Origin of the sequence: Pseudoflavonifractor sp. An184 (genome assembly GCF_002160305.1) — a bacterium.
Lineage (GTDB): Bacteria > Bacillota > Clostridia > Oscillospirales > Oscillospiraceae > Lawsonibacter > Lawsonibacter pullicola.
In genome coordinates, this window is sequence record NZ_NFKI01000067.1 from 1 (window position 1) to 15218 (window position 15218).

General features: G+C 62.9%; 17 protein-coding genes. 9 read left to right on the plus strand and 8 right to left on the minus strand.

Annotation, left to right across the window (positions count from 1 at the left end; genetic code table 11):
- Positions 1-396 precede the first annotated feature (396 nt).
- Entirely contained in the window at positions 397-1086 is a 690-nt protein-coding gene (locus B5F19_RS14775; protein WP_087291851.1) for a response regulator transcription factor, read from the minus strand.
- Positions 1087-1113: 27 nt separating this feature from the next.
- Positions 1114-2562 carry a hypothetical protein gene (locus B5F19_RS14780; protein WP_087291854.1) on the minus strand — a complete coding sequence of 483 codons (1449 nt, stop codon included), beginning with the start codon at positions 2560-2562 and terminating at the stop codon, positions 1114-1116.
- A gap of 218 nt (positions 2563-2780) precedes the next feature.
- Here B5F19_RS14780 and B5F19_RS14785 point away from each other — a divergent pair, with 218 nt between their 5' ends.
- From B5F19_RS14785 to B5F19_RS14800, 4 genes are all read left to right on the plus strand, one after another.
- Positions 2781-3179: a helix-turn-helix transcriptional regulator gene (locus B5F19_RS14785; protein WP_087291856.1), complete on the plus strand. Its 399-nt coding sequence runs from the start codon at positions 2781-2783 to the stop codon at positions 3177-3179.
- 342 nt (positions 3180-3521) lie between these two features.
- Positions 3522-4379 (plus strand): glucose-1-phosphate thymidylyltransferase RfbA, encoded by an 858-nt coding sequence (gene rfbA, locus B5F19_RS14790; RefSeq protein WP_087291859.1) that lies wholly within the window; start codon positions 3522-3524, stop codon positions 4377-4379.
- Between the two features lie 331 nt (positions 4380-4710).
- Complete coding sequence (locus B5F19_RS14795) at positions 4711-5457, plus strand: 4Fe-4S binding protein (protein ID WP_162612593.1); 747 nt, start codon at positions 4711-4713, stop codon at positions 5455-5457.
- A 51-nt stretch (positions 5458-5508) separates the two neighbouring features.
- A complete protein-coding gene (locus tag B5F19_RS14800) occupies positions 5509-6504 on the plus strand; it encodes an asparaginase (protein ID WP_087291865.1) in 996 nt (331 codons plus the stop codon).
- Here B5F19_RS14800 and B5F19_RS14805 read toward each other — a convergent pair.
- Positions 6494-6886: a helix-turn-helix transcriptional regulator gene (locus B5F19_RS14805; protein ID WP_087291868.1), complete on the minus strand. Its 393-nt coding sequence runs from the start codon at positions 6884-6886 to the stop codon at positions 6494-6496. The two genes, B5F19_RS14800 and B5F19_RS14805, sit on opposite strands and share 11 nt — an antisense overlap.
- A gap of 317 nt (positions 6887-7203) precedes the next feature.
- On the opposite strand from B5F19_RS14805, the gene B5F19_RS17755 reads away from it, so the two are divergent.
- Positions 7204-7368 (plus strand): hypothetical protein, encoded by a 165-nt coding sequence (locus B5F19_RS17755; protein WP_204248343.1) that lies wholly within the window; start codon positions 7204-7206, stop codon positions 7366-7368.
- Between the two features lie 51 nt (positions 7369-7419).
- Here B5F19_RS17755 and B5F19_RS14810 read toward each other — a convergent pair whose 3' ends face one another.
- The 3 genes from B5F19_RS14810 to B5F19_RS14820 form a co-directional block, all read right to left on the minus strand.
- On the minus strand, positions 7420-8760 hold the full coding sequence (locus tag B5F19_RS14810; RefSeq protein WP_087291871.1) for a butyryl-CoA:acetate CoA-transferase: 1341 nt from the start codon (positions 8758-8760) through the stop codon (positions 7420-7422).
- Positions 8761-8869: 109 nt separating this feature from the next.
- The gene (locus B5F19_RS14815; protein ID WP_087291874.1) at positions 8870-10771 is read right to left on the minus strand and encodes a DEAD/DEAH box helicase; all 1902 of its coding nucleotides are present in this window, start codon (positions 10769-10771) and stop codon (positions 8870-8872) included.
- A 17-nt stretch (positions 10772-10788) separates the two neighbouring features.
- Positions 10789-11373 carry a shikimate kinase gene (locus B5F19_RS14820; RefSeq protein WP_087291877.1) on the minus strand — a complete coding sequence of 195 codons (585 nt, stop codon included), beginning with the start codon at positions 11371-11373 and terminating at the stop codon, positions 10789-10791.
- Between the two features lie 211 nt (positions 11374-11584).
- Here B5F19_RS14820 and B5F19_RS14825 point away from each other — a divergent pair, with 211 nt between their 5' ends.
- Complete coding sequence (locus B5F19_RS14825) at positions 11585-12145, plus strand: flavin reductase family protein (RefSeq protein WP_087291880.1); 561 nt, start codon at positions 11585-11587, stop codon at positions 12143-12145.
- Between the two features lie 91 nt (positions 12146-12236).
- On the opposite strand, the gene B5F19_RS14830 is transcribed toward B5F19_RS14825, so the two are convergent.
- A complete protein-coding gene (locus B5F19_RS14830) occupies positions 12237-12662 on the minus strand; it encodes a helix-turn-helix transcriptional regulator (RefSeq protein WP_087291883.1) in 426 nt (141 codons plus the stop codon).
- Positions 12663-12830: 168 nt separating this feature from the next.
- Here B5F19_RS14830 and B5F19_RS14835 point away from each other — a divergent pair, with 168 nt between their 5' ends.
- Genes B5F19_RS14835 through B5F19_RS14845 form a run of 3 tightly spaced genes read left to right on the plus strand, consistent with a single transcriptional unit; the run spans position 12831 to position 14762 of the window.
- Complete coding sequence (locus B5F19_RS14835) at positions 12831-13475, plus strand: protein kinase (RefSeq protein ID WP_242972835.1); 645 nt, start codon at positions 12831-12833, stop codon at positions 13473-13475.
- A 1-nt stretch (position 13476) separates the two neighbouring features.
- Positions 13477-14484 (plus strand): zinc ribbon domain-containing protein, encoded by a 1008-nt coding sequence (locus tag B5F19_RS14840; protein ID WP_087291890.1) that lies wholly within the window; start codon positions 13477-13479, stop codon positions 14482-14484.
- Positions 14415-14762 carry a hypothetical protein gene (locus B5F19_RS14845; RefSeq protein WP_087291893.1) on the plus strand — a complete coding sequence of 116 codons (348 nt, stop codon included), beginning with the start codon at positions 14415-14417 and terminating at the stop codon, positions 14760-14762. The genes B5F19_RS14840 and B5F19_RS14845 overlap by 70 nt, the downstream gene beginning before the upstream one ends.
- A gap of 228 nt (positions 14763-14990) precedes the next feature.
- Here the strand turns inward: B5F19_RS14845 and B5F19_RS17760 are convergent.
- A partial coding sequence (locus B5F19_RS17760) for a hypothetical protein (RefSeq protein ID WP_204248344.1) occupies positions 14991-15218 on the minus strand: 228 nt, incomplete at its 5' end.

The window sequence follows — 15218 nt, forward strand, 5'->3', positions numbered from 1 at the left end:
GCCAAGGTTTTGGCCCTTCTGGCCAAAACGCTTGTACGCGCTGACGCGCGCCCCGCTTTGCGGGGCCCCAGTACAACCCCACCGGACTTGTCTGCGGTTTAACTGCCCCACTTGTACCCGTAACCCCACACCGTATTCACATACGTCGGTTTCGTGGGGTTGCGCCCCAGAAGCCCAGCTTCTGGGGACCCCATCTGTTTTAAAATGCTCGGGCGAAATCAATTCGCCCATCTCCGCGCCAAGTGCCGCCGCTGCGCGGCGGTTGCGCTCCGAAACGCCTCGCTGCGGCTCGGTGTCCGCCAAGGTTTTGGCCCTTCTGGCCAAAACGCTTGTACGCGCTGACGCGCGCCCCGCTTTGCGGGGCCCCAGGACAACCCCACCGGACTTGTCTGCGGTTTAACTGCCCCACTTATACCCGTAACCCCACACCGTATTCACATACGTCGGTTTCGTGGGGTTGTCCTCGATTTTGATGCGCAGGCGGCGGATGTTCACGTCCACGATTTTTAACTCGCCGAAGTAGTCCTTGCCCCACACCGCATCCAGAATCTCCTCCCGGGAGAGGGCCTTTCCGGGGTTCTCCATGAACAGCTTGACGATGCCGTACTCCACCTGGGTCAGCTTCACCCGCTGGCCGTTTTTTTCCAAGGTTCGGTTTCGGGTGTTCAGCAGGAAGGGAGGCTGGTTGATTTCGTCCGCCGAGGCCGTTTCCTCCTCGCCGCCGGTGCGGCGGAACAGGGCGTCCACCCGGGCGGTGAGCTCCGCCGGGGAGAAGGGCTTGGTCACATAGTCGTCCGCCCCGGTCATCAGGCCGGTGACCTTGTCCATCTCCTGGGTGCGGGCGGTGAGCATGATGATCCCGATCTTGCTGTCCATGGCCCGGATGCGGCGGCACACCTCAAAGCCGTCGATGCCGGGCAGCATGATGTCCAGCAGCGCCACCTTGATGCCCGGGTCCTCCTTGATGAGGGCCAGGGCCTCCTCCCCGGTGCCGGCCTCGATGGTCTCATAGCCCGCCCGCTTTAGGTTGATGACCACAAAGCTGCGGATATTCTCTTCATCCTCCAAAACCAAAACTTTTCTCATGTCTGTCTCCCTCTTATCGGCTTCCCGTCAGTCGCTCCAGCTGCTTTGGATCAGATGGAAGGCCGCCTGAAGCTCTGTGCCGTCCATGCCGCAGTTCCAGTCGCTGTCGTAGAAAGTGGCGGCGTATACCGCCCCCTCCTCCTCCCGCAGGAGGAACCGGTTGGAGGTCTCCGCCCGGCTGAACTGGCTGGTAAATTTATAGATCACCAGGAAGGGGCTGCTCTCCCGCTGGCCCTTCCCGTCCAGGTGGTAGAAGGAGACCGCCCGCTGTCCCGTGACAAAGTCGTTCCGGCTCAGCGTGATCTGGTCCTTCCAATCCTCCGGGACCGTCAGGTACCAGCCGTCGGCAATATTGTGGTAGGTGGTGCACACATACTCCTTTGTCCCCCGGCTGGTGTACTGGCTCCAGTCGATGAGCCAGAAATCCGAGGCGGAGGTGTCGCTGCTGCTGGGCAGCTGGATGGGGCTGGGCAGCTCCAGCACTCCGTCCTCATTGACGTCCGCGGGGTCCAGATCCACATACCGGTCCAGCACGTCCCGGCTCACGCCGGTCTCATCCAGGCTCAGATTGGCAAGCTTCCCGTCCCGGTAGGTCACCACATCCACCGCATGGCGCCCGTCAGCCAGTTCGCTGGAGATATACAGGGCCCGCACCGGCACGTTTTCCTCCCCCCGGAGGAAGTTGGTGGCCACATTCCGGATACCGTTGCTGACGATTCCCGCGGACAGGGAGACGGTATCCCGGATCATAAAGGTGCCGTCCCGCCAGCCATAGAGCTGTACCGTGCTGTTGGTGCCCGCCGGGTCCACCTGGATCACCGCGATCTCCGTGCGGGTGTCCTGGTCCAGATCGTAGAGAGCGTATTCCGTATAGGCGGTGGTCATCCACTCCTCGGCCCGCAGGGCGTCCTGCTTGGGCACCGCCGCCGGCCCGGAGGCGGTGGAGGAGACAGCCGCCTGCTGTACGTTGCGGTTCATGACCTCCTCCAGGGAGTAGGCCCCCAGGAGGTAGGCGCCGGTGTTCATCTGCCAGCTGACCACCACTTCCTTGGTCCCGTTACCGTTCAGGTCCACATAGTCCACCCGGTAGATGGAGGAGCCGGTCCCCTCCACCACCGCGCTGGCGGTATAAGTATCCTCATCCGACTTGGTAAAGAAATAGATTTTCAGCGGCCTGTCCGCGTCGGGCACCCGGAAAAAGGTGACCGCCGTCTCCGTTGCCCCGTCCCCGTCCATATCCTGGAGCTGAATGAGGGCGGTGTTGTTGCCGCTCATCACGGAGATGTCCTCCACCTCCACCCCGTACTCCTGGGACAGGGCGTTCTTCGCGTTTCGGATGGTCTGGGTCAGGCTCAGGTAGTCCGCCGACTGCTCCGGACTCTGATACAGGTCCGCCGGCGCCCGGAAGAAGCAGCCGGACAGGGTCAGCACCAGAACCGCCAGCCAGAACAGCCCCGCGCTCCAATGTCTTTTCATGTCCGTCACGCTCCTTTCCCCGCCGGGCCGCCCCAAATCCCAGGCGGCCGCGCATTCATTGGTATCATACCATAAAATCAGGAAAATGAATATGGCTTTTTTGAAAATCTTCTCCCGCTCCGGCGGCCCACAGCGGGGCGAAATGAGGAATTGACAGGAATTGGGGAATCGGTTATCCTTTTTTAGGACACACTGCCGAGAGAGGAGGGTACGCCGCTTTGACACAGGAGGAACTGCAAAAGAAATTCGCCGCACAGCTCCGAATGCTGCGCAAGCGGTGCGGCCTCTCCCTGGAGGAGCTGGAACACCGCTCCGGCATCTCCGCCAGCAGCCTGTCCGCCTATGAGCGGGGCGCGGGAAATCCCTCCCTCCAGAATCTGGGCAGCCTGGCCTCCTCCCTGTCGGTCCCCATCTACGTCCTCATCGGAGAGGAGCCGGAGGTTCAGCGGGACCTGGCCGTCCAGCGCCTCAAGCTGAACTTCGTCGCCGAGATTCTCCGCTTCGGCTCCAGCCCTGGCGGGCCGGAGAATCTGGAGTCCTGCCTGACCCGCTGCATGACCCTTCTGAAGGAATTTGAGCACCCGTCCTCCGGCGGGCCGGACGGTTCGGAATACTAGCCCTTGTTTGAAAATTGGAACTGTGCCCAACGGCAAGGGATTTTTCGCCGGACAAGGCGATTTGACGCGGCAATCCTTTGTGGATTGCAAGGAAAATCAACGCAGTATGGCGGAAAAAGACCATCCGTTGTGGTATATTGACCCGTTTCAAACATGGCCTAGGAAAAACCGGCTCCTTTGCTCCCTATATTCATAAACTCTTAATGGAAAGCCCCTTGAAAAGGATTATGGAACATGATATAGTGAATGGGTCAGAAATCCAGGCTGTTTCGGGATTTTGACGGACGCTCCGTGCATTTCACACAGTCTGAGAAAACAGCCGACAGAAAACAGGAGGATGCTGTGAAGGGTATTGTATTAGCCGCGGGAAAGGGCACCCGCCTCTATCCCATGACCAAGCCGGTGTGCAAGCCGCTCTTGCCCGTCTATGATAAACCGCTGATCTACTATCCCATTGCCATTTTGATGCAGGCGGGGATCTCCGATATTATGGTCATCGTCCCCCCCGGGGAGACGGACACCTTCCGTGCCCTGCTGGGTGACGGCAGCCAGTACGGGCTGCAGATCACCTATGCGGAGCAGCCGGTGGCCCGGGGCATTGCCGACGCCCTGCTCATCGGCCGGGAGTTTGTGGGCACCGACCACGTGTGCCTGGTGCTGGGGGACAACATTTTCTACGCCCCCTCCCTGGGTGCTACCTTGAAGCAGGCCGCCGCCGGCCGGTCCGGGGCCACTGTCTTTGGCTATTGGGTGGAGGACCCCCGCCCCTTCGGCGTGGTGGAGTTCGACGAGAGCGGCCGGGCCATCTCCATCGAGGAGAAGCCCCGGCACCCCAAGTCCAACTACATCGTCCCCGGCCTCTACTTCTATGACAACCAGGTCATGGAGATCGCCGGGAACCTGAAGCCCTCCGCCCGCGGGGAGCTGGAGATCACCGACGTGAATCTGGAATACCTCCGCCGGGGGCAGCTCCAGGTCATCCCCCTGGAGAAGGGGTTCACCTGGCTGGATGCCGGCACGGCGGACAGCCTGCTCACCGCCGGCCAGACCATCAAGGAGATCCAGGACGAGACCGGACGCTATGTGGGCTGTCTGGAGGAGCTGGGGCTCCAGGAGGGCTGGATCACCGCCGGCCACGTCCACGCCATCGGGGACGAGCTGAGCATGACTCTGTACGGAAAATATCTCCAGTGCCTGTAAGGAGAATTCTGCCAAAACAAAAGAGGGGGCCGTCCGGCCCCCTCTCAGTTTATCGAAAAACCTGTACAGGATAAAATCCGCCTGCGTCAGGGCGGGGGAGCTCGAGGGGGCAGCCGCCCGCCTCGAATGGGATCAAATGCCCCGGAAGCCTTGCTGTGCAAGGATTCCGGCAAGCGAAGCGAGGACTTTTGCGCCGCTGTTGCGGCGCAAAAGTAACGGCATTTTTTCAGGCTGTCGGAAAAGTCCAAGGACTTTTCCGACAGCCTGGGAGGGGGCCGTCCGGCCCCCTCTTTTCCACCAAGTCGAACAAATGAGGAAAGGGGAAGATGTTATGACACACGTAACCGGGGCCTATTTCAGCCCCACCGGAGGAACCAAGCGGGCCCTGGAGGCCGTCTGCTCCCTGTTTGAGGGGGAGGCGGAGCTGCTGGAGCTCACCGGCCCGAGCAAGAAGGAGAAGCAGCTCGCCCCGGAGGACCTGCTGGTCCTGGCCCTGCCGGTGTACGCCGGACAGCGCCCGGCGGTGCCCGGACTACTGGACGGCCTGAAGGGGGAGAATACTCCCTGTGTGATCCTGGCCACCTACGGCAACCGGCACTATGACGACGCCCTGGCCCAGATGAAGCGGGAGATGGGGGAGCGGGGCTTCCGCTGCGTGGGGGCCGCCGCCGTCATCACCCCCCACATCTTCGCCCCCACTCTGGGCGTGGGCCGTCCCGACGAGGAGGACATGGAGGCTCTGAAATCCTTTGTTCAGGGTGTGGAGGAGAAGCTCTCCCAGCCCGGCTGGACCGAAGCGGAGGTGCCCGGCAATCCCTCCCCCGCCCCCAAGCCGGCGGTGCCGGTGAAGAAGGACCGGGACTGGGACATCTGCCTGGGATGCGGCTTCTGCGCTCAGGTGTGCCCCACCGGGGCCATGGACCCCAAGACCCTGCTGTGGGCCGACGACAAGTGCATCAGCTGCATGTCCTGCGTGGCCCACTGCCCGGTGGGCGCTCTGGGCTACAACTCCTCCGCGCTGGCCGCCCGGCTCACCGAGCTCTACTCCGCCCGCCGGGCAGTGGAGACCTTTCTGTAATCCTACATAGGCCCCCCCCCCCGCGGGGGCTTGACAGGAGGCGGAATTTTGATGAAGCACATCCTCATGCTGGCCACCGGGGGCACCATCGCATCCAGGGAGACGGGCCAGGGGCTGGCCCCGGCCATCACCTCCCGGGAGATTCTGGGCTATGTTCCCGCCATCGGGGAGCTGTGCCGGGTGGAGACCATCCAGCTGATGAATCTGGACAGCAGCAACCTGGGGCCCAGCCACTGGCTGCGGATGGCCCGGGCCATCGAGGAGCACTACGACCGGTACGACGGCTTTGTGGTCACCCACGGCACCGACACCATGGCCTATACCGCGGCGGCCCTGTCCTACCTGATCCAGTTCTCCCCCAAGCCCATCGTGCTCACCGGCTCCCAGAAGTCCATCTGCCTGGAGAACACCGACGCCCGGATGAATTTATATAACGCCTTTCTCTACGCCGCGGCGGAGGGCTCCCGGGGGGTGAGCCTGGTCTTTGACGGCAAGGTGATCCTGGGCACCCGGGCCCGGAAGGAGCGCACCAAGAGCTTCAACGCATTCTCCAGCGTGGACTACCCGGAGATCGGGGTCATCCGGGACGGGCGGCTCATCCGCTATCTCCCCGCCCTGGACGCCAAGGAGTCCCCTGACTTCTACCACACTCTGGAGGACCGGGTCCTGCTCCTCACCCTGATCCCCGGCATGGGGACCGAGGCCCTGGCCGCCCTGGAGGACAGCTATCAGGCGGTCATCCTCCAGAGCTTCGGGGTGGGCGGCCTGCCGGGGGGCGGCTCCGGCCCCTTCGCCCAGGCGGTGGAGCGGTGGCTCCAGGCGGGCAAGACCATCGTCATGCTCACCCAGGTGCCCTATGAGGGCAGCGACATGGCGGTCTATCAGGTGGGCTATCAGGTGAAGGAGAAGTACCGCCTTCTGGAGGGCTATAACATGACCCTGGAGGCGGCGGTGACCAAGCTCATGTGGGTACTGGGCCGGACCCGGGACCCGGAGCAGGTGGAGGCCCTCTTCTACCGCCCGGTCCAGTGGGACATCATCCGCTGAACCCCGCCGTCTCCTCCTCTGCCAGCTCCTCCAGCACCCGGCACAGCTGCATGGCCACCCGCATGCGCCGCTCCGGCGTCAGGCCGCCGCACATCCCCACCATCTCCAGAAGGAGGGCGCCCCGGGTCAGATCGGTCTCCGGGTACTGGTCCGCCAGAAGCTGGAGGGCGGGGAAGTCCAGGCGCTGGGCGATGAGGTCCACCGTGTCCAGGGTCAAATTGCACTTCTGGCGGAGGATATTCTGTAAGGTGGTGTGGCCGATTCCCAGTTCGTTGGCAAATTCCGTCAGGTTTATCTTCTCTGTCTCCCGCCGCAGGGTGTAGATCAAGCTGAGGTTGCGGGAGAGATTTTCATTCAGCGACCGTCTTTTCTCACCGGACATGGGGCACTCCCTCTCTTTTTCTGGAGCGGTGAAACCAGTTCTGTCATCCAGGCCCTGTTTGAAGCATGGAAATGTGCCCAGCGGCGAGGGATTCTTTTCGCCGGACAAGGCGGTTTGACGCGGCAATACTTTTTTTGTATTGCAAGGAAAATCAACGCGGTATGGCGGGAAAAGCCCCGCCGTCGGGGTATGCTGACATGGTTTAAACAGGGCCTATATCCAGGATAGGGAAAAAACTCGAATTTTGCAAGATCAGTTTATTGGACGTTCCGCCAATATACTGGCGGAGCGCCGGAAGCGGAAAGGAGCGCCGGCATATGGACCCGATTTTTTACACGGTGACCGCCATCCAGGGGGACTACGCCGACCTGGTCTCCGACCAGGGGCAGCCCCACTCCATCACCATGTTTCTTCTCCCCGAGGGGACCACGGTGGGCAGCCGTTTGAAACTGGAAAATTTTCTTTGGAGTTTGGAATCCTGACCACAAATAAAAAATCCCCAGCCTGCCGGCTGGGGATTTTTGCAAAATTTCTTACTTGTTGCTGCGACGCCAGATGCCCATTTTCTCGGCGTCGGCGATGAGCTGCTCCCGGAAGTCGGGGTGGGCGATGGAGATGAGGGCCTCCGCCCGCTCCCAGGTGGACAGGCCCTTCAGGTTGACCATGCCGTACTCGGTGACGATGTAGTGGACACAGGACCGGGGGTCGGTGCAGATGGAGCCGTTGGTGAGGGTGGGGACGATGCGGCTCTTCATGGTGCCGTCCTTGCCGGTGACGGTGGAGGACAGGCAGATAAAGCTCTTGCCGCCCTTGGACAGGTAGGCGCCCATGACGAAGTCCAGCTGGCCGCCGGTGCCGGAGATGTGCTTGAGGCCGGCGGACTCGGCGTTCACCTGGCCGAACAGGTCCAGGTCCACCGCGTTGTTGATGGAGATGAAGTTGTCGATCTGGCCGATGACCCGCACGTCGTTGGTGTAGTCCACCGGGGCGGCCATCACGTCCGGGTTGCGGTTCACGTAGTCGTACAGCTTCTGGGTGCCGGCGGCGAAGGCGTAGACCTGACGGCCCTTGTCCAGGTTCTTGTGGCGGCCGGTGATCTTGCCGGCGGCGGCGATGTCCACAAAGCCGTCCACATACATCTCCGTATGGACGGACAGGTCCTTCAGGTCGGACTGGGCGATCATGGCGCCGATGGTGTTGGGCATGCCGCCGATGCCCAGCTGCAGGCAGGCGCCGTTGGGGATCTCGGGCACCACCAGGTTGGCCACCGCACGGTCCACGTCGGTGGGCTCACCGCCGCCGCCCAGCTGGGCCACGGGGGGATTGTCCCCCTCCACCACGAAGTCCACGTCCTGAATGTTGATCTCAGTGCCGGTGAGGCCGTACACCCAGGGCATATTCTGGTTGACCTCCACGATGATGCACTTGGCCCGGGCCATCATGTCCGCCAGGTGGGAGGCGGCCAGACCGAAGTTGAAGTTGCCGTGGGCGTCCATGGGGCTCACCTGGAGCATCACCACGTCCACAGGGGCCAGGTTCTCCCGGTAGAACCGGGGCAGCTCGGAGTAGCGCATGGGGCTGAAGTAGCCCATGCCCTTCTTCATGATCTTGCGGTCGATGCCGCTGCAGTGCCAGGAGTGCCAGGTGAAGTGGTCGCCGGCGTCGTCGGCTTTGGCGATCTCCGGCATCCACATGGTGACGCCGCCCCGGATCTTCACGTCGGTGAGCTCGTCCTTCCGGGCGGCCAGGGCCTTGTCCAGGGCCACCGGGTGGTTGGTGCACCAGGTGTAGTCCACCCAGTCGCCGGACTTGACGACCTTGACCGCCTCCTCCGGAGTGGTCAGCTTCTGCTGATACATTGCCTGATAATCCATTGTTCATGCCCTCCAGTTTTTTATTTTGTTTCCCTTTTCCGGAATGGTTCTCTACGTTCCCCGCCCCTGTGAGGCGGGCATGTCCGCGGGGGAGCGTGCCGCCCCGGGATCAGTTGTCCAGATAGTAGGGCTTCATCAAGCTGTGCTGCTCGGTGGAGTCCTTGGTGCGGTTGGACTTCATGGGCTCGATGGGGCCCCGGGGGCCGCCCCGGTGCTTTTTGGAGGAGCGGGCAGCCGGACGGGCCTTGCTCTCCCCAGCCTCGCTCCGCTTTTTCCGGCCCGCCTCGGCGGGGGCGGCGGCGCGCTGAGGCTTCTCCTTCCCGGCGGCGCGGGTCTCTCCCTCGCCCCTCGCGTTCCCTCTGCGCCGCTTTCTGGGGGCGGCGCGGCGGGAGGCGGCGCTCCCCTCCCTGCTGAGGGTGCTCTTCCGGGGGGCCAGCAGCCGGGCGGTGGCGTCCATGATGTGGTCGCCGGCCAGGGGGTCGGGCCGGTCGAATTCCGTGCGGGGCATGGCGTCCCCCGTATCCAGCCGCACGCCGGGGCGGAGGGGCTTGACCCGGGCGGCCTCCCGGGCCGGCGTCTCCCGGACCGGAGTCTCCGGCGCCTGCGCCTCCTGGACCGGGGCGGTCTCCCCGCCGCCCTTGCCCTTTTTCCGGCGGCGCTTCTTTTTCTTTCCGTCCTGGGCGCCGCCCTCGCCGGTGACGGCGGCGGCCACGGCGGAGACGGCGGACAGCACCGCCTCCCCGGCCTTCTTCTTCCGCTCCTCGGCGGCCGCCTTGTTGGCGGCGTCCTGGGCCCGGCGGCGCTCCTTGGCGGCGGCCCGGGCCTCCGCGTCCTCCTCGTTGATGATGCGGCCGCGCTTGTCCTTCTTGGGTGCCTCCAGCACCACCATGGGGTAGGGGTGGTCCTCCACCACCGGCACGGTGCGGCCCATCAGCTTCTCAATGTCGCGGAGCAGGGGCTTCTCCCCAAAGTCGCAGAAGGCGACGGCAACCCCCTCCCGTCCGGCCCGGCCGGTGCGGCCGATGCGGTGGACGTAGGTCTCGGGCACCTCGGGGAGGTTGTAGTTGAACACGTGGGAGAGCTCCTCGATGTCCAGCCCCCGGGCGGCGATGTCGGTGGCCACCAGGCACTGGATCTTCCCGGCCTTGAAGTCGGCCAGGGCCTGCTGCCGGGCGGTCTGGCTCTTGTTGCCGTGGATGGCGGCGGCGGTGATGCCCGCCTTGGCCAGATCCCTGGCCACCTTGTTGGCCCCGTGCTTGGTGCGGGTGAACACCAGGGCGTTTTTCACGTCCAGCTCCCGGATCAGATGGGCCAGCAGCTTGGTCTTGTTGTTCTTGTCCACAAAGTACACCGACTGCTCGATGGCCTCCACCGGGGAGGACACCGGGTCCACCGCCACCCGGACGGGGTCGTGGAGCAGAGAGTTCACCAGCTCGGTGATCTCCGGGGGCATGGTGGCGGAAAACAGCATGGTCTGCTTCTGCTTCGGCAGCCACTTTAAGATCTTTTTCACATCGTGGATGAAGCCCATATCCAGCATCCGGTCGGCCTCGTCCAGCACGAAGATCTCCAGCTGGTCCAGCTTGACGAAGCCCTGCTGGTACAGGTCCATGAGCCGGCCCGGGGTGGCCACCAGGATGTCCACCCCCCGGCCTAGGGCCTCCACCTGGGGGTTCTGGCCCACGCCGCCGAAGATGACGGCGCACCGCAGGGACAGGTGCTTGCCGTAGGCCAGGAAGCTCTCCTCAATCTGGATGGCCAGCTCCCGGGTGGGGGTGAGGATCAGGGCCCGCAGGGGGTGTCCCTGGACCCTGGAGGCGCTCAGGCGCTGTAAAATGGGCGCGGCAAAGGCGCAGGTCTTGCCGGTGCCCGTCTGGGCGCAGCCCAGCACGTCCCGCCCGGCCAGGGCGGGGGGGATGGCCTTCTCCTGGATGGGGGAGGGCCGCTCATACCCGTGCTCCTCCAGGGCGGTCAAAATCGGGGCGCACAGCCCCAGTGTCTGAAATGTCATGTTCTACTTCCTTCTTTTCATTCGGCCTCCGGAGAATCTTCCTTCCGGGGCCGGCCCACGGTTCCCTGTGGGCTGGGGGCGTGCCAGGTGAGGCCCGGAACCAGCTGTTCCAGGCGCTCCAGCACTGAGGAGACGGTCTGTGCCGTGGACTGTCCGGGGACGGCGTCCACCACCGCGTCGGCGTAGCGCTCATACAGGGGGGCCCGGAGGTCCATGATGTCCTCCAGGGTCTGACCCGGCTCCAGGGCGATGCCCCGGGAGTCCAGATTGTGGATTCGGGCCTTCAACTCCTCCAGGGGCACCCGCAGGTAGATCACCGGTCCCGCGGCCTTCAGGTGGGCGATGGCCCCCTCCCGGCAGACCACGCTGCCCCCGGGGGCGATCACGTGCCGGTCGCACGCCACCGAGCGCACCGCACGCTCCTCCGCGTCCAGAAAATAGGGGACCCCCTTCTCGTCCAGGATCTCCTGGAGGAGCGCCCCCTCCTGCTGCTGGATCACCAGATCCGTGTCCAAAAAACCGTAGCCCAGAGCCTTGGCCAGCAATACGCCCACCGTACTTTTCCCCGAACCCGGCATTCCAATCAGCGTGACGTTTCCCACGGTCCAACCTCTCTCCTTGTGAAATTCGTAACAAAGTGTAGTATACCATATTTTTCAGAAAAATGAAAGAGGGAAACCGCGATCCACGCCCCGGAGCAGGATTTCCATTGCTTCCTGTCCAGATAGGGAGTATCATAGAGGGGAACCTGATTCTTCCGGCCCGGACCTCTCTCCGGCCGCCGGACAGAGCTTTGATTGGAGGTACTGTGTCATGCGCAAAAACTTCGGTCCCAAGCCCTGGACCTATCCCCAGCCGGTGCTGATTCTGGCCACCTACGGGGAGGACGGCGCCCCCGACGCCATGAACGCCGCCTGGGGCGGCATCAGCGAGGCCAGCGAGATCTCCGTGTGCATCAGCGAGGGGCACAAGACCACCGCCAACATCCTGGCCCGGAAGGCTTTTACCATCAGCATGGCCACGGCGGAGCAGCTGGTGGCCTGCGACTATGTGGGAATCGCCTCGGGCAACACGGAGCCCAGGAAGCTGGAGAAGGCGGGCTGGCACACCACCCGCTCTGAATTCGTGGACGCTCCCCTCATTGACGAGCTGCCCATGGCTCTGGAGTGCAGGCTGGTGAGCTACGACCCTGAGACCTGCCGCCTGGTGGGCGAGATCGTCAATGTGAGCGCCGACGAGAGGGTGCTGGGGGACGACGGCAGGATCGACCCGGACAAGCTGGACCCCATCACCTTCGATCCCATCCACGCCGCCTACCGGAAGCTGGGGAAAAAGGTGGGCAACGCCTTCCAGGATGGCAAGCGGCTGATGTGATCTCCCCAAAACGCAAAAAGATCCCGCCCCCATTCCGCGGGGAGCGGGACCTTTGTTTCATTTGACGCCCTTGCAATCCGGGCTTGTCCATTCAGAACAGAGCCTGCTCCTGTTCCTGGGCCAGTTTTTCATTGATTTTTTCCAGGGCAGTGCCATGAAGGATCCCATAACTGATGATGGCGTCCCGCTTGTGCTTGGGGTAGAGGGGGGCGTAGATGGCATGTTTGAGCGCCTGCTGGATCTCCTCCAGCGAAGCGCCCATGCAGATGCACAGGCACAGCAGCCGGTCCCGGGAAGGCTTTCTTCGACCGGAAAACACCTGGTGGAGGTACACCTCGCTCATACCCGCCTGCCGGGCCAGGGCCGCCTTGGACAGATCGGTTCTCTGATAGAGCCGGTTTAAAAGGTTGGCCACGTCCTCATCAGAAAAAACGGGCTGGTTTCGGGAGAGATATGCGTCCAGGTTGGACTCGCTCATCAGCTCGCGGCTCAAATCCTGGGTACTGCTTTCTTTCACGGTTTTCCCCTCTTTACTTCCAGTTTTAAATCGTTTATATTTATTTTATAACACTTTGACTTGGAAAACAATATGCTCCCTGCATCGTGTTTTGCTTTTGGAGGAGGGATTCTTATCTATTCCTGGCTGCTGGAAATCTTACAAACGGAATATGAACTGGTTCGGCAGATGAAGGAGAGCGACCGGGGCGGCGTATATCTGATCCGGCGCCGGACAGACGGAAAACCGCTTGTGCTGCGGCACTTTACTGGAAATGCCGAGGTATATCAGAAGCTGCTCCAGTACACTTGCTCCCACCTCCCGGTCACCCTGGAGGTGGCCTCCCGGGGAGAGGAGCACCTGATTCTGGAGGAGTACATCCAGGGGGACACGCTGGACTTTCTGCTCAAGGACACCCTGTTCACCGCAAAGGAGACCCGGGAAATCGTCACCCAGGTCTGCCAGGCCCTGTGGGTGCTCCACTCCCTGGGCGCAATCCACCGGGACGTGAAGCCGGACAACATCATCCTGCGGGGGGACAAGGCCGTGCTGATCGACTTCGACGCCGCCCGGCTCTACAAGCCGGAGGAGGACACCGACACTCAGATCCTGGGCACCACCGGCTTTGCCGCCCCGGAGCAGTACGGCCTGTCCCAGACCGACCAGCGCGCGGACATCTTCGCCGTGGGCGTTCTGATCAATGTCATGCTCACCGGGAAGCACCCCTCCAAGCAGCTGGCCCCCGGCCGGCTGGGCCATATCGTGGCCCGCTGCACCCAGGTGAACCCGAAAAACCGGTACTCCGACGTGCTCCGTCTGATGGAGGTGCTGTGACATGCCGGACAAGACCTTTGTAAGCTGCCCTCACTGCGGCTCCCAGCTCCACCCGGACGCCTCCTTCTGCCCCTACTGCGCCAGGACTGTCAATGAACGCCAGGAACTTTCTCCTCCAGCGCTAAGCTGGAGGAGAGCCCTGCGCAGGGCTCTCCCGATTCTGGCGGTTCTTCTGCTGCTGGCAGCGGCGGGGACGGGCTGGTACCTCTCCACCCGGCCCCAGGTCTACGACGACGGCGGCACTGGAGAGGTGATCTACACCGACGAGGACGGCACCTATCAGATCCTCCTGGGCTGGCGGAACACCCCCTATGAACCGGCCCCCGTCATCACCCAAACGGCGGAACAAGACGAGGAGTACACCTTCCCCGTCTGTCTGTTTATCCACCACAAGGACACCGGCGCCAATGCCGGGGGGATCTTTCTGCGGAAGGTGGCGTCGGTCACCGCGGAGTTTGACACGCCGGACGACCCCTCCGGCTACATCGCCTACGACCCGCCAGCCTACGACGATTATGCCCCCGACGCCGCCCTCACCAGCTTCACCCACTTTCTGGGCCGGGAGAACTCCGCCCGGGGCACCTGGACCATCACCATGGACAACGGGGACGTGATCCTGCTCCACCAGACGCTGAACGTGGACCTGATCGAGACCGTGGACATCTACCCGGAGGACGCGCCCATGGACACCATTGAGGACCTCCAGACTCTGGTGGACTCCATCGAGGACCAGGTCGGGGACCATGACGTGGTGAATCTCCACCTGCCCGCCGTCACCTATGAGGGGGGCCTGTCCATCACCGGCCGGCCGGTAAATCTGTACGGCAATACGGAGGGGGAGGGCCGCACGGTCTTTACCGGCTCCGTCCAGGTGAATCCGAAGATCAACAATGGGGTCAACTATCTCTATGACCTTGATTTGTGGGGAGCGGAGACGGGGTGGGCGTCACCGCCGCCCAGCGGACCTGGACCATCGGCTGCACCTTCACCGGCTGGCGCACCGCCCTGATGTGCCACGGCACCGGGGCCGACGGCGGCATCTGCTATACCGAATGCCGCTTTGAGGGCAATGAGGTGGCCGTCCACTACAACACCAACCAGACAAACTTTTTCAACTCCGTCGCCCCGGACAACCAGTTCCTCCGCAACGGCACTGCCATCCTGATCGAGGGGGAACCTGTGGATCAGGCTATGGGCCTGCCCGGCTGCCGGTTTGAGGGCAACGGCACCGACATCGACAACCGCAGCGGCCAGCCTTTGGATATCTCCCAGGCAGCATTTCAATAGTAAAAATGCCGTTACTTTTGCGCCCCGCTGCGGCGCAAAGGTTCGCGCTTCCCTTGCCGGAACCCTTGCACAGCAAGGCTTCCGGGGCATTTGATTTCATTCGAGGCGGGCTGCCGCCCCTAGAGCTCTCCCGCCCTGTCTCAGGTGGATTGTATTCTGTACCGTTTTTTCGACAAACTGAAATGTGGGATGGGCGATGCCCATCCCACATCAGGCTGTCGAAAAAGTCTAAGGACTTTTCCGACAGCCTGCAAAAATGCCGTTACTTTCCCGCCGCTGCGCGGCGGAAAAGTCCTCGCTGCGCTCGCTGAACGCCTTGCCATGCAAGGCATTCAGGGCATTCGATTCCACTCGAGGCGGGCTGCCGCCCCCTCGAGCTCCCCCGCCAACACTCGGGCGGATTCGTCTGAACAGAGGTTTTTCGACAAACTGAAATGTGGGATGGGCGATGCCCAT